Origin of the sequence: Alteromonas sp. McT4-15 (genome assembly GCF_020515205.1) — a bacterium.
In the GTDB taxonomy this organism is placed as follows: Bacteria; Pseudomonadota; Gammaproteobacteria; order Enterobacterales; family Alteromonadaceae; genus Alteromonas.
The window spans coordinates 1-13,721 of the sequence record NZ_JAJALG010000055.1 but is presented as its reverse complement, the minus strand read 5'-3'; the positions used below and the strand labels follow the sequence as shown (position 1 = coordinate 13,721).

Annotated in this window: 9 protein-coding genes; 5 read left to right on the top strand and 4 right to left on the bottom strand. The window is 42.8% G+C overall.

The annotated features are described in order from the left end of the window. Positions 1 to 139: 139 nt before the first annotated feature. Positions 140 to 904 (bottom strand): outer membrane protein assembly factor BamD, encoded by a 765-nt coding sequence (locus LHL20_RS19990; RefSeq protein ID WP_226434554.1) that lies wholly within the window; start codon positions 902 to 904, stop codon positions 140 to 142. A 186-nt stretch (positions 905 to 1,090) separates the two neighbouring features. On the opposite strand from LHL20_RS19990, the gene rluD reads away from it, so the two are divergent. From rluD to dld, 4 genes are all read left to right on the top strand, one after another. Next, positions 1,091 to 2,074 (top strand): 23S rRNA pseudouridine(1911/1915/1917) synthase RluD, encoded by a 984-nt coding sequence (rluD, locus tag LHL20_RS19985; protein ID WP_159626947.1) that lies wholly within the window; start codon positions 1,091 to 1,093, stop codon positions 2,072 to 2,074. A 4-nt stretch (positions 2,075 to 2,078) separates the two neighbouring features. Continuing rightward, positions 2,079 to 2,804: a peptidoglycan editing factor PgeF gene (gene pgeF, locus LHL20_RS19980; RefSeq protein WP_226434553.1), complete on the top strand. Its 726-nt coding sequence runs from the start codon at positions 2,079 to 2,081 to the stop codon at positions 2,802 to 2,804. A gap of 219 nt (positions 2,805 to 3,023) precedes the next feature. Further along, positions 3,024 to 5,600, top strand: coding sequence for an ATP-dependent chaperone ClpB (gene clpB, locus LHL20_RS19975; protein ID WP_226434552.1), 2,577 nt, complete (start codon positions 3,024 to 3,026; stop codon positions 5,598 to 5,600). Positions 5,601 to 5,730: 130 nt separating this feature from the next. Continuing rightward, entirely contained in the window at positions 5,731 to 7,431 is a 1,701-nt protein-coding gene (dld, locus tag LHL20_RS19970; RefSeq protein ID WP_226434551.1) for a D-lactate dehydrogenase, read from the top strand. Positions 7,432 to 7,457: 26 nt separating this feature from the next. Here the strand turns inward: dld and prsT are convergent, their stop codons facing one another. The 3 genes from prsT to xdp1 (LHL20_RS19955) form a co-directional block, all read right to left on the bottom strand. Continuing rightward, positions 7,458 to 10,280: an XrtA/PEP-CTERM system TPR-repeat protein PrsT gene (gene prsT / locus LHL20_RS19965; RefSeq protein WP_226434550.1), complete on the bottom strand. Its 2,823-nt coding sequence runs from the start codon at positions 10,278 to 10,280 to the stop codon at positions 7,458 to 7,460. A 101-nt stretch (positions 10,281 to 10,381) separates the two neighbouring features. Then, on the bottom strand, positions 10,382 to 11,215 hold the full coding sequence (xdp1, locus tag LHL20_RS19960) for an exosortase-dependent surface protein XDP1 (RefSeq protein ID WP_226434549.1): 834 nt from the start codon (positions 11,213 to 11,215) through the stop codon (positions 10,382 to 10,384). A gap of 181 nt (positions 11,216 to 11,396) precedes the next feature. Further along, the gene (gene xdp1 / locus LHL20_RS19955) at positions 11,397 to 12,284 is read right to left on the bottom strand and encodes an exosortase-dependent surface protein XDP1 (RefSeq protein ID WP_226434548.1); all 888 of its coding nucleotides are present in this window, start codon (positions 12,282 to 12,284) and stop codon (positions 11,397 to 11,399) included. Between the two features lie 236 nt (positions 12,285 to 12,520). Here xdp1 (LHL20_RS19955) and pssA point away from each other — a divergent pair, with 236 nt between their 5' ends. After that, complete coding sequence (gene pssA, locus LHL20_RS19950) at positions 12,521 to 13,324, top strand: CDP-diacylglycerol--serine O-phosphatidyltransferase (RefSeq protein ID WP_226434547.1); 804 nt, start codon at positions 12,521 to 12,523, stop codon at positions 13,322 to 13,324. Positions 13,325 to 13,721: the final 397 nt, after the last annotated feature.

Genomic DNA, 13,721 nt, shown 5'->3' with positions numbered 1-13,721 from the left:
TCCACGGCGAGAACGCAGCTTCCCCCGAACAGTTAAGAAGAGACCACAGCGATACAGCAGAAAGAAAAATGCCGCTCACCTTAAGTGAACGGCATTACACTATTAAGTGCGTTTTTTGTTTTCTAAAATTCAGTTATTGCTAACTGATAAATTCACTTTCTGGATAATTAAGCTTAAGTGTCTTCATTGCGTTATCACGCAATTCCGTTAGCCCTAGCTGCTCGTAGCTTGAAACCATTATTTCAAGAGCTTGTTGAACTTGCGTTGTATTCGGGAAGTGCTCAATTACATAGCGCCCACGATTTGCAGCTGCTACGTAAGCTTCTCTTCGCATATAAAAGCGCGCTATGGCAATCTCATAGCGTGCTAAGCGGTCTTTGATGTATACCATACGCTGTTTTGCATCAGCAGCGTACTTACTATCAGGATATTGCTGAATAAGACGTCGAAAATCTTCGAATGCTTGACGAGATTTGGACGGGTCTCTGTCTGTACGATCGATATTCATCAATTCTTGAAATAAATTGCTATCAGACTCCATATTAGTCAAGCCACGCATGTAATAAGCGTAATCAACGTCTGAATGATTTGGGTTTAAACGAATAAAGCGGTCGATAGTTGCTAACGTCTCATCAATCTTACCTGATTTGTAATAGCTATAAATCAGATCAAGTTGAACTTGGTGAGATAAAGGACCGAAAGGATAGCGTGAGTCCAATGCGCTCAATGTTTGTGCAGCCGCGCTAAAGTTGCCGACTTCCATACTTTGCTTCGCACTGTCGTAAAGTTGCTGCGCACCCATGTTAGCTAAAACGGCTTTCTCTTCATTATCTGAAGAACTGCATCCTGTGACAGATATCACAGCACCTAATAAGACCGGCGCTAGTAAACGAAATGATTTCATAATAATTCTAGTTTCCTGCTAAACAGTTTAAATACTTCGCTGTCTAAGCTCACGTGTTAAACAACAACACTTTAATTGCATTCTAACGTACTAACGGTGAGAAAAACCATACAAAAACGTAAACAACGCAGTGTACAGCGTGAATAGTTGTTATAATACTCTTTTTTAGACGCAATCAATGGTGTTATGACACAGTCGCCCAACACAATACAATTAGAAGCTTCAACGGAAGCTGCGCATTTTGGTTTACGGTTAGATCAGGTTTTAGCTGATTTGTTCCCTGAATATTCACGTTCCAAGTTAAAAACTTGGATCTTAGATGGGAACGTAGCGGTAAACGGAGAAGTTATCACAGTACCTCGCCATAAAATGGAGATGGACGAAGTGATTACCGTCAAGGCCGAAATGGACGTTCAAGTAACGAGCAAAGCACAAGATATTGCCCTCAACATTGTTTATGAAGATGACCACATTTTGGTAATCAATAAACCTGCTGATTTGGTTGTACACCCTGGTGCGGGCAATCCTAGTGGTACAGTACTAAATGCATTGCTTAATCATGTTCCCGATATCGATAAAGTTCCGCGTGCGGGTATCGTTCATCGTCTCGACAAAGACACTACCGGTTTGATGGTTGTGGCAAAGACAATTCCTGCGCAAACCCATCTTGTTGATCAGCTTCAACGTCGTGAGATGAGCCGTGAGTACGAAGCAGTTGCATTGGGAACTATGGTTGCTGGTGGAATTGTAGACGCGCCAATAGGTCGTCACGCAACCAAACGCACGCATATGGCGGTTCGCGAAATGGGCAAACCAGCCGTAACGCATTACCGCGTGATAGAGAAATTTCGAGCATACACGCATTTGCGCTTAAAACTTGAAACCGGACGAACGCACCAGATTCGTGTGCACATGGCGCACATCAAACATCCTTTGTTGGGCGATCAAGTATATGGCGGTCGTCCGCGTTTACCTAAAGGTGCATCGGAAGCGTTTATCAGTGCTCTTCGAGGGTTTCAGCGTCAAGCGCTACACGCAGCGCAGTTGTCTCTATTTCACCCTGAAACAGAAGAGTGGATGACGTGGAAAGCACCGTTGCCGCAGGATATGCAAGATTTGCTAAAGGCTGTGAAAAAAGACACTGAAGACAATCCACAGGATATGCTGTAGTTGTATGCCGGTGACCAAGACGATAGAACCACATTGGCGCTCGCCTGACAATATTGTTGCCTACACAAGTACGCGACTTGGAGGTGTCAGTCTTGGTGATTATCATGGACTAAACGTAGGAGCACATGTAGGCGATGACTTATTGCTTGTCAAAGCCAACCGAGCACTTCTGCCACAGCACGAAAAGTTAACGTGGTTAGAGCAGGTACACTCTAACCGCGTTGTTGCTTTACCAACAATTGATACAACTGCCGATGCCGCGTACTCACAATCGCCCAATTACTATTGTGCGGTAATGACTGCTGATTGCGTTCCCATTTTAATGTGCAATACCAAGGGAACAGAAGTGTCAGCAGTGCATGCTGGCTGGAAAGGACTAAAAAATGGCGTCATTGCAAACGCTGTCTGTCGTTTCGAAAGCGCGCCAAGTGAATTACTCGCATGGATTGGCCCGGCTATTTGCAAACAGTGTTACGAAGTAGATGAACGTGTTGCTGGGGTGTTTTCATCATATCCTGATGCGCTTTCTACAAGTAATTCAGTTGATAAGTATCTTTTGGACCTACCATTTATTGCACAAACTCAACTAAATGCTTTAGGCGTAGATAACGTAACTCAAAGTGAACTCTGTACATATTGCCGCAATGATCTTTTTTATTCTCATCGACATGCAACGCACCAAGGTAAACGTGCGACTGGACGCATAGTGAGTGTAATTGGCATAAAGTAAAAGGTAGTGCTGTTCTCGCAGCTGATTGGCCAAGTAGTGTGACTAAGCCATTTTGTATTATCTTTAGTTTGTTCTAAATCAATTATTTTGGTGTTTTTGGCCCCTTTCGGCATCTTTTTAGCCAAGATTGCATTTTCGTACTTGAATCATAAATCACCAGATCCCATAACTACATCATCGAATTAAAAACATTTTATGTTTTCTTTTTAGGTTGAGATTATGAGATTAGACAGATTTACCAGTAAATTTCAGCTCGCTATATCCGATGCTCAATCACTCGCATTGGGTCGAGATCATCAATACATAGAACCTGTGCATTTAATGACTGCCATGCTCAATCAGCAAGGCGGCTCAGTACGACCACTGCTAGACCAAGCTAATATCAATGTAAATGCTCTGCGTTCTGCATTAAGTCAAGCTATCGAACGTCTTCCAAGAATCGAGGGTATTGGCGGTGATGTTCAGTTAAGTAAAGACAGCGGTGTGCTACTTAATCTGTGTGACAAAATAGCGCAGCAGCGCAAAGACGAATACATCACGTCAGAGATTTTTGTACTAGCTGCATTGCAAGACAAAGGGCGATTAGGTGAAATTCTTAAGAGCTTGAATATTAAGCAAGACGCTATTGAAGCTGCCATTGACGATATGCGTGGTGGTCAAAAAGTCACAGATCCTAATGCAGAAGATGTTAGGCAAGCGCTAGAAAAGTATACGACAGACTTAACCGAGCGTGCAGAGCAAGGAAAGTTAGACCCTGTCATCGGGCGAGATGACGAAATTCGACGAACCGTGCAGGTGTTGCAACGCAGGACAAAAAATAATCCTGTGTTAATTGGTGAACCTGGTGTGGGTAAAACAGCAATTGTCGAGGGGCTTGCCCAGCGTATTATTAATGGGGAAGTACCTGAAGGACTTAAAAATAAGCGCGTGTTGGCGCTTGATATGGGAGCGCTGGTAGCGGGAGCAAAATACCGTGGTGAGTTTGAAGAACGCTTAAAAGCGGTACTTAATGAACTCGCTAAAGAAGAGGGGCGTGTAATCCTCTTTGTCGATGAGCTTCACACCATGGTAGGCGCGGGTAAAGGTGATGGTGCAATGGATGCAGGCAATATGCTCAAGCCTGCTCTAGCTCGAGGTGAGTTACACTGCGTAGGCGCCACAACGCTGGACGAATACCGTCAGTACATTGAAAAAGATGCTGCACTTGAACGTCGATTCCAAAAGGTTCTAGTGGAAGAGCCAAGTGTTGAAGATACCATTGCTATACTGCGTGGGCTTAAAGAGCGCTACGAACTGCATCATTCTGTAGATATTACTGACCCTGCTATTGTGGCTGCGGCAAGTTTGTCTCACCGTTATATAAGTGATAGGCAATTACCCGATAAAGCCATCGATTTGATTGACGAAGCCGCTTCAAGTATTCGTCTTCAAATTGATTCAAAACCAGAAGATATGGACCGTCTAGAACGGCGTATTATTCAGCTGAAGCTTGAAGAGCAAGCGTTGGCAAAAGAGACGGACGATGCTAGTCACAAGCGCTTAGAAATGATTGAGCTAGAACGTGAACAAGCGGAAAGTAAATATGCAGAACTAGAGAAAGTGTGGCTAGATGAAAAAGACGCCATGCAGGGGACGCAAACAATAAAAGGTGAGCTTGAGCAAGCTAAGCTTGACCTCGAAATTGCACGACGTGCTTCAGATTTAAACCGCATGTCTGAATTGCAATATGGCCGTATTCCTGAGCTAGAGGCTAAGCTAGAGCAAGCCGCAGAAAATGAAACTCGTGAAACTAAACTTGTCAAAAACAAAGTAACAGATGCAGAAATTGCGGATGTGTTGTCGCGTTGGACGGGTATTCCGGTAGCAAAAATGCTAGAAGGAGAGCGCGACAAGCTACTTCGCATGGAAGAAGTACTCCACAAACGAGTGGTTGGACAAAGCGAAGCGGTTCAAGCGGTTTCGAATGCCATTAGACGCTCCCGAGCAGGGCTTTCTGATCCAGAGCGTCCAATAGGCTCATTTCTATTTTTAGGTCCGACAGGTGTTGGTAAAACAGAGCTTTGTAAGGCACTGGCCGGCTTCATGTTTGATACCGAAGATGCCATGGTGCGTATTGATATGTCTGAGTTCATGGAGAAGCATTCTGTAGCGCGTCTAGTAGGTGCTCCTCCTGGTTATGTTGGATATGAAGAGGGCGGTTATCTTACAGAAGCAGTAAGACGTAAACCGTATTCAGTAATATTGCTAGATGAGGTTGAAAAAGCACATCCAGACGTATTTAACATATTGCTACAAGTGCTCGACGATGGCCGTTTGACTGATGGTCAGGGGCGTACGGTAGACTTTAAGAATACCGTTGTCATCATGACATCAAACTTGGGCTCTGACATTATTCAAGATAAGCATAATGAAAACCAATATGAAGAGATGAAGGCGGCGGTGATGAACGTGGTAGGTCAGCATTTTAGACCTGAGTTTATTAATCGTGTCGACGACATAGTGGTGTTTCATCCTCTTGGCAAAGAAGAAATCAAGTCGATTGCAAAAATACAGCTTGCGTCACTACGAGCAAGACTGGCTGAGAAAGGTTACAAGCTCAATTTGTCTGCAGCAGCAATGGACAAACTGGCAGAAGCGGGCTTCGATCCTGTATTTGGTGCACGTCCTTTAAAGCGTGCTATTCAAGTACAAGTAGAAAATCCACTTGCACAACAATTGCTGGCAGGTGAATTATTGCCTGAGTCGACCATTCGCATTGATGCTGACGATAGCGGACTTTTTGTTGTGAGTCAGTAATTGATATCACGCATTAGTTGATTAAAAAGGCGCTTCTTATGGAGCGCCTTTCTTTTTTGCAATATAGTGATACATAGAAATAAACACTTGGTCACACCGGTGGCGCAGCAAGAGTGCTTAAGGAAAACAAATGCGCGAATCTCTTATTATTGAGAAGTTTAAAGCAGTCGTAGGAGAGGGGGCTGTAGCCTATGGTCATCAACAAACCTCACATTATCGAAAAGGATGGCGTTCTGGGGAGGGCGATGCGCTTGCTGTTTTATTCCCTAAAACATTAATTGCATGTTGGCACTTGTTATCAATTTGTGTCGAAGAAAATTGTATCGTAATTATGCAAGCGGCTAAAACTGGGTTAACTGAGGGATCAACGCCTAGTGGGAATGATTATGACCGTCCTGTCGTGATCATAAATACGTTAGCGATGGATGACATTATGCTGCTAAATGGTGGTAAGCAAGTCATCAGCTTTCCTGGCGCGACATTGCATAAACTCGAAAACTTACTCAAACCGCTTAAAAGAGCGCCTCACTCGGTAATTGGCTCATCTTGTCTTGGCGCATCGATAGTAGGTGGTGTTGCAAACAACTCTGGCGGTGCATTGGTTAAGCGTGGTCCAGCTTATACCGAATTAGTGTTGTATGCTCAGGTTAACCGAGAAGGTAAGCTTCAGCTGGTCAATCACCTGGGTATAGCGCTCGGGAGCTCGCCAGAAGAGATACTAAACAATTTATCTGCTGGCAATTTCAATAAACAGGTCGACTTTAACGAAAAGAAAGCATCCGCAAGTGATTACGAGAATATCGTTAGAAATGTCGATGCAGACACACCCAGTCGGTTCAATGCCGATCCTTCTAGATTGTATGAAGCGAGCGGGTGTGCAGGCAAAATTGCAGTATTTGCGGTGGTGCTAGATACCTTCGCAGTCCCTGATGCTGAGCAAACCTTCTACATTGCTACCAATGATGCCGATGTATTAACCCAGATTCGAAGAGATATGCTGAAAGGCTTTTCCTCATTACCTGAAGTCGGTGAATATTTGCATCGTGACATGTTCGACATTGCTGATAAATATGGCAAAGACACGTTTTTGAGTATTCATCATCTGGGGACCACCTTTCTACCTAAACTCTTCGCAGTGAAAGGAAGAGTCGACGCCTTTACTAATAAACTGCGCTTTCTACCTTCTTTTTTATCTGACCGAATAATGCAGCGGTTAAGCCACTTATTTCCAGATCACATACCGCCTCGCTTGCGACAATTCCGTGACAAATACGAACATCATCTTATTGTAAAGATGAGTGATAAGGGTATAGACGAAGCGAATGTGTACCTCCGTGATTTGTTTGAAAGTAAACCAAATAAAGGCGCATTCATAGCGTGTACCGAGGATGAAGCAAATAGGGCTTTTTTACTGAGATTTGCAGCAGCCGGTGCAGCGGTAAGATACCAAACGCTTAAACAAAAAGACGTGGGGGAGATACTCGCGCTTGATATTGCACTGCGACGCAATGACAATAAATGGGTGGAAACTTTGCCCGAGCACATATCGCAGTATATTGATAAGTCACTCTACTATGGCCATTTTTTTTGCCACGTTTTTCATCAAGACTATGTGTTGAAAAAAGGAGCGGATGCGAAACAAGTAAAAGAAGACATGTTAGCGGTACTTGATGATAGGGGAGCCAAGTATCCTGCGGAGCACAATGTGGGTCACTTATACAAAGCAGAAGATTCTCTTGTCGCTTTTTATCGTACTTTAGATCCCACCAATACCTTCAACCCAGGTATTGGTGGAATGGAGAAGCACGCACGTAACTGTGCGTGTTGCTAACTATGTTGTAAAACATGTTTGCCGTCTTACAAACTTTCTAGTAATGCTTTTGCCTGAGGGCGAAGAAAGAAAGGACGCTCTACATTTACTGCATATTCAAGTTCTTTCTTTGCTTCTTCAACGCGATTTAACTTGGCCAACGTAAAGCCTAAGTGATAGCGAATATTAGGATCGTTTGCGTCTCGGGCAAATGCATCACGAAGCATTCTTAAGCTTCCCTCCAAATCACCTTCAAGGGCTTTAATGTAGCCAAATGTGTCGAGTACCCTCGCTGAATTCGGTTGCAAAGAGTAGGCTTTCTCTGCAAATTTGCTGGCTTCCTGTAATGAAGAGTCAATTGACATGATGGCAAGGCGATTAAACGCTTCAGCAGGGTTTAATAAGTTTGGTTCTTCAATCAACGCTTTGTAAAGCGCAATCGATTCATCAAATTCTCTTATAAAAAACAAATACTGCGCAAGGAGGTTTCTAGCCAATAAGTTGCCTCCATCCTGTTGAGATAGTTTACGCGCTATCTCTAAAAAGACGTCAACGAACTCCTCATTAAGCGCATAATTGTAAATTGCTATAAAGGCCTGAGAGAAGCGAGGGTCTAACTCTAAGGCGTTTTTGTAATAAGTGATGGCGTCCTCTGTGTCACCTTTATTTGCTTCTAGGCGCCCTCTCAAAAACTGGTAAACGGGATTTTGTTGCTGTGCTGCGGGTATGGACGCAAGCAATGCACCTGCTTTTTCGTTATCTTGAAGGTCTAGTAAGAGGCTCACATAGCGAAACGTAACGAAAGTATTTTGCTTGGCAACGGAGTGTGCACTTTCCATTGCACTTTTCGCAGCTTCATCCCTACCTAAGGAGCGCATTAATTCAGAGTAGACGATCAGTTTTTCTGGGGTATCGTCAATAAAGTTTCTAACTATCCCAAGCGTTTTTTCAGCATCTGATGTGCGGTTTGCGTCGATGAGAAGTTGTGCTTTTCGTAATAAATAATCGGCATTATCGAAATCGTCTTTCAACAACAAATCAAGGTGATAAAGTGCGCTTTTTGTATCACCTAGCCTTTGATAGAGGCTGGAAATCCGTTCTCTAGCGCCAATATTGGACGGATTAAGCGTTAAAACATCAAGGTAAATCTGCTTCGCTTTTTCAACATCCCCGCTTCTTGTTAGATTAAATGCCTTTAAAAGCAGAGTTTCGTTATGCTGCGGTGACAATTGAAGTAACTCTTCAACTAACTCATTTGATTTTTCTGTGTTGCCTAACCGGCTTTCGGTTGCCGCTAAATTAAACTTAGCGGGAAATAGCGTTGGATTTTTTTCCAGTGCTTTTTCAATATTAACTTTAGCCTGCGATAGATTTCCTTGTCTTATTAGGATCCCAGCTTTAAGGTTGTACACTTCGGCCTTATCTGGAAACATGCTATTGAGTAGATTGGCACCCTTGAGCGCATTATCGAATTTTTCAGCTTGAAGGTTCATTAAAGAGTAGGTGAACAAAAAGCCCGCGTTTTCAGTATAGTTAGCTAAATTCTTTTCCAATATTTCCAACGCTTGCGCTTGTTTGCCTCGCGCAGCCATTAGTTTTATCTTAAATAATTGAAGCTTCCCTTCCTCTGGAAATAAGGTTTCCAAATCTTCTAGTAACCGCTCTGCTTTAAATGCTTTATTTTGTCTGATGAACAAATCGCCTAGTAGTAATGCCGAGTCTACATCTTCCATAAGCGCAGACTGATGACGTTCAAGCAACAGAAGCGCTTGTTTATCTTGTTGAGTAGCGATATAGACCTGACTTAGCATCAATACAGCTTGTAGGTCCTCAGGTTCCTTTTGCAGGTAGGCGTTAAAGTCTTTCGCTGCGGTTTCCATGTTGTTATTAAAGAAATTTGTCAGACCGCTTATATAAAGCAGCATAGGCTGAGAAGTTATTAACTCAGGGTCAAGTTGTGCCATAAAATCGTTTAGCTCTTTGAGCTTAGTGTTATCAATGGCTTGATCGCTATCTCGGCTTTGTAACCAACTGTTTAGCAATATGGCTAACGGGTCGTTTGGTGTATCTTCAATAATTTCATCGACGAAAAGTTTGGCGGTATCATAATCTTTGGCTTCCAGATAGAGGTCGACAAGGTTTCTAAGCGCTATCGGGTCATCCCTATTAAATGACAATGCTTTTTGAAGGTGTGATGTGGCAGATGCTGTGTCGCCTTGACGGTAAGCTAATTGACCTTTCAGTCGCCAAGTGATCGCATTTTCAGGCTCAATATTGATCGCCTTTGTAATGAGCCCTGCAGCCTTATCAAGGTCTTCATTTTGTAGGGCTATCGACGCTAAGCCATTTATTGCGGGTACAAAATCTGGAGAAGCGGCGATGATAGTATTGTAGTCTCTTAATGCACATGCCTCATCTTCTAATCGAATACAGGCTGTAGCTCTTATAAGTAGCCACTCTCGCTCTGCTTCACCGGATAGTCTGTCTAGGTTTGAGAATTCTACGATATCTTGATATTTATTAAGAAATAACCAAGTGTTACCTAAAGGTTCTGCAAGCAGGTTAATATCAGCACCCATTTCTAGGGCTTCAACGAATTCCATTTCGGCGGCGGTCAAGTAACCATTAATTAACAGTATTTCACCCATAAGCAATTTCGCTGCTAAGTTTTCAGGATCTTTTTGAAGGCTGTTTTTAAGGTGAATGTATGCTTCGTCGTATGCGTTGTTGTTAAATGAGGTGAGTGCTTTCTCATAATCTTCCGACGTTGTTGCAAAACTAATCGGGCTTTGCAGCGCTAAGAATGTTGTAGTGAAAATAGAAAACAAAGCGTTTTTCGCAAAGCTTCTTTTTTTGTATGAGATATCCATGATTACCTGAGATTCCACCTGAAAATGGTATTTTTATGTATAAAAAAAGGTGGCTAAAGCCACCTTTTAAAGATACGTGTTTTCTGTTTAATTTTAAACAATTAAACGCGACGCTTGCGACGATAAAGAAGTAAACCCAGTCCAAGGCTCATTATAGCAAACGCTCCAGGCTCGCTAACGTCAACGTCAGGAGTTTCGTTGCGTTGAGAAATGCCTAATGAAGCCAGCTTAAAACCAGAGCCTGAAATTGAAGTTTCATCATTATTCGGGTCGAAGTATGTATTGTAAGCGCCTACTAGCCAATATTTAGCTTCTTTGAGTGAAGTTGGATATGTTACTTCGTAATTACCAAGATTATGCGGATTAGTGGAAATATTCTTGTGGGTAATTGATGTAATCGCAGAAGACGCTGCAATATCAGTCCACGTAGTTACACTACTAGATGCATTTTTGAAAATATCAATATTATCAAACCCAACAACGGTAAGTTGGTTTTCATTACCAGCACCAGTCAGGTAGTTAAATTTGGTGTTTGTAAGTGCTACGGCTTCACTAAATGAAAATAAGACCATGTCAAAGTCAAATTTCCAATCGTCTTGGTTATTATCGATTGTATGCCAGTCACTAAGGCCACCCCCATGGTCTTTGTTTGTCATTGCAAGGCCATAGGTTTGGCTATAGTCCAGTCCGTTCTGTCTAACAACTCGATCATCATTGTCGTTGTAAGACGCAGCTGTATCCGCCCACGTAGTATATGAAACGTAAATATCTGAACCGTTAATTTTTATTGAGTTCGCAGTAGGTTCAAATCCCTTCGATACATTCTGTGCAATCATGTCGTAAGTGTACTGTTCGAGCATTGAATCATCAGCAAGAGAGGCGTGTGAGGTAACAACAAGTAATGAAGATAAAGATAGTTTTAACAGCTTGTTCATTTAGTAAAACTCTACAACGGAATATTTGAAAGAAGTAATAACTTCCCTCTAAGCTAAAATCGTGCCAGTTTTTTTGTTGTTGTTATTATTGAGTTTTTGTGTCTTTGTTGAATGGGTGATTAATGAAGAGTAAAAAAAACTGACAGTGTAGAACTGCCAGTTTTAGTCTTTCGTATAATAGTTAAATCAGAGTCTTTTTTCGTCTCCACATAACAATAAGACCTGAGGCGAATAGTAGTCCCAGTGTGCCTGGTTCGCTGACTGCTGTGCTATCCGGAGGGGGAGTTTTATCACTAACTGAAAAACCGATGCTAGTTAGCTTAAATGCATCATTGCTTGAATAGCCACCTATATCACCAAAGACCTTGTTATATGCACCAACCAGCCAATATTTGGATGATGTATTAAGCGCGAATTCAGACTTATATTTTAGATGCTCATCGGTAGAGTCGCATTTTTCAACATTATAGGAAGATGTGATCGCAGTGCCTACGATATCGCTCCAAGTACTACTGCCTGACGTTAGTGAACTTATGTTATCAAGAGCCGCTACCGACACCTGAGTGTCATACTGACTATAGGCCCACGAAAAATTAGCGCCTTGTAAAGTTACATCATCACTAAATGAAAATAATACGAAGTCGAAATCTTGCCAGTTACCGTTGCGAGTATTTACGTTATCAATAGCGTGATCTGGTGAGTTATATGTTGACTCCCAATCTTCGTTGGTTACGCCGTAACCGTACTTGTCGGAAATTTTGTAGGTATCGGCACCCACAACAATATCGTCATTATAGCCGTAGGTATCTGCCCATCCGCTTACTGCTACATTGACGCCACCAATAGCCACATTAGATGAATTTGCAGACGTACTTTCGAAGATGCCATGGTCGACAAGGTTGTAAACATTCTCGCCAAGGGGCGAGTTGCATTCGGCTGTGCTTGTTTGGGTACTGCTGCCGCCGCACTGACTGTAATTATAGTTGTACCGATATCCCGCTGACGCCGTACTAATAACACCAACGCACGATAACGCTACGCAAAACTTTGTTATGGAACTTAACCGCATTTCAATTAATCCTAAATAAATTGATAAGGGAAAGCTCTCTCATGCGCCTGGGCGCGAGGAACTTCAACATGGGATCGCCATAATAAAGTGAAGATGGTTTGTATACGGTATATAAACTGATACGCTGTTATTTACTTTGCCTATAGATTGGGTAGTTAGCGTATAAAAGACACATCTATGCGTAACCGACGAGATATGAAATAATTGAATAAGATTAAGTTGAATAATGAGGACGTATGTCTGAACAGAAGAGAAAGGGAATATATCTACTTCCTAACCTATTAACTACAGCGGGGCTATTTTCAGGCTTCTTCGCGGTGGTGTCTTCCATGAATGGTCGCTTTGAAGCTGCGGCAGTCGCGATTTTCGTTGCTATGATTTTTGACGGGCTTGATGGGCGTGTTGCTCGCATGACAAACACGCAAAGCGATTTTGGTGCAGAGTATGATTCCATGGCAGACATGGTATCGTTTGGTGTTGCACCTGCATTAGTAGCTTACAACTGGGGTTTAACTGAGCTTGGTAAACTTGGATGGTTGGCGGCGTTCGTCTATGTCGCTGGAGCGGCGCTGCGACTAGCACGGTTTAATACACAGGTTGGTATTGCAGATAAACGCTTTTTCCAAGGACTAGCTAGCCCAGCAGCTGCTGCTGTTGTCGCTGGTCTAGTATGGGTCGGTGTTGAGTATGAAGCTGTTGGAACTGATTATGGTTTTGTTGCTGCCGCTGTAACAGGGTTAGCGGGCCTTTTGATGGTGAGCAACTTTAAGTACAACTCTTTTAAAGAAGTGAACTGGCACGGTAAGGTTCCGTTTGTTGCTTTGTTACTAGTACTACTTATATTCGTAGTGGTAGCAACCGAACCTGCCCTTGTGTTATTCCTAGTGTTTGCACTATATGCACTTGCAGGACCTATAAATACATTTCGCACGGTCGATAAGGTGACTCTACACGATGTGGTAGGGGACCACGAAGAAGATGCAGACTTCAAAGCCACTAATGTTGAAGGCTGCGAAAACCAAACAGAAGAGAAGAAATAACGCTAATTCGCCGCGTTATTAATCGAATAGTTTAAAAAGCGACCGAACGGTCGCTTTTTTTATATTTATTCCAGAAAGGGTGTTGACGACGAAGAAAGAATGCGTAAAATGCGCGCCTCCTCAACAGGGAACAGCGAAAAGCTAACAACTGATGAGGATGTCAAAAACCAAGTTTAAAAATAAATAAACAAAAGTTGTTGACAAAAAATAGATGCGCTGTAAGATACGCATCCGCTTCGGGAGAGGCGGCTGGCGGCAAAGAGTAACATCCTTGCTGCTGAGCAAGGTAACGAATCAGCTGAGAGTAATGTTGGTCCTCCTTGCGCAGAAGTCATCTGCGATGATTCTGCACTTTGTTCTTTAAAAATTTAGACAAGACAATCTGTGTGGGCACTCG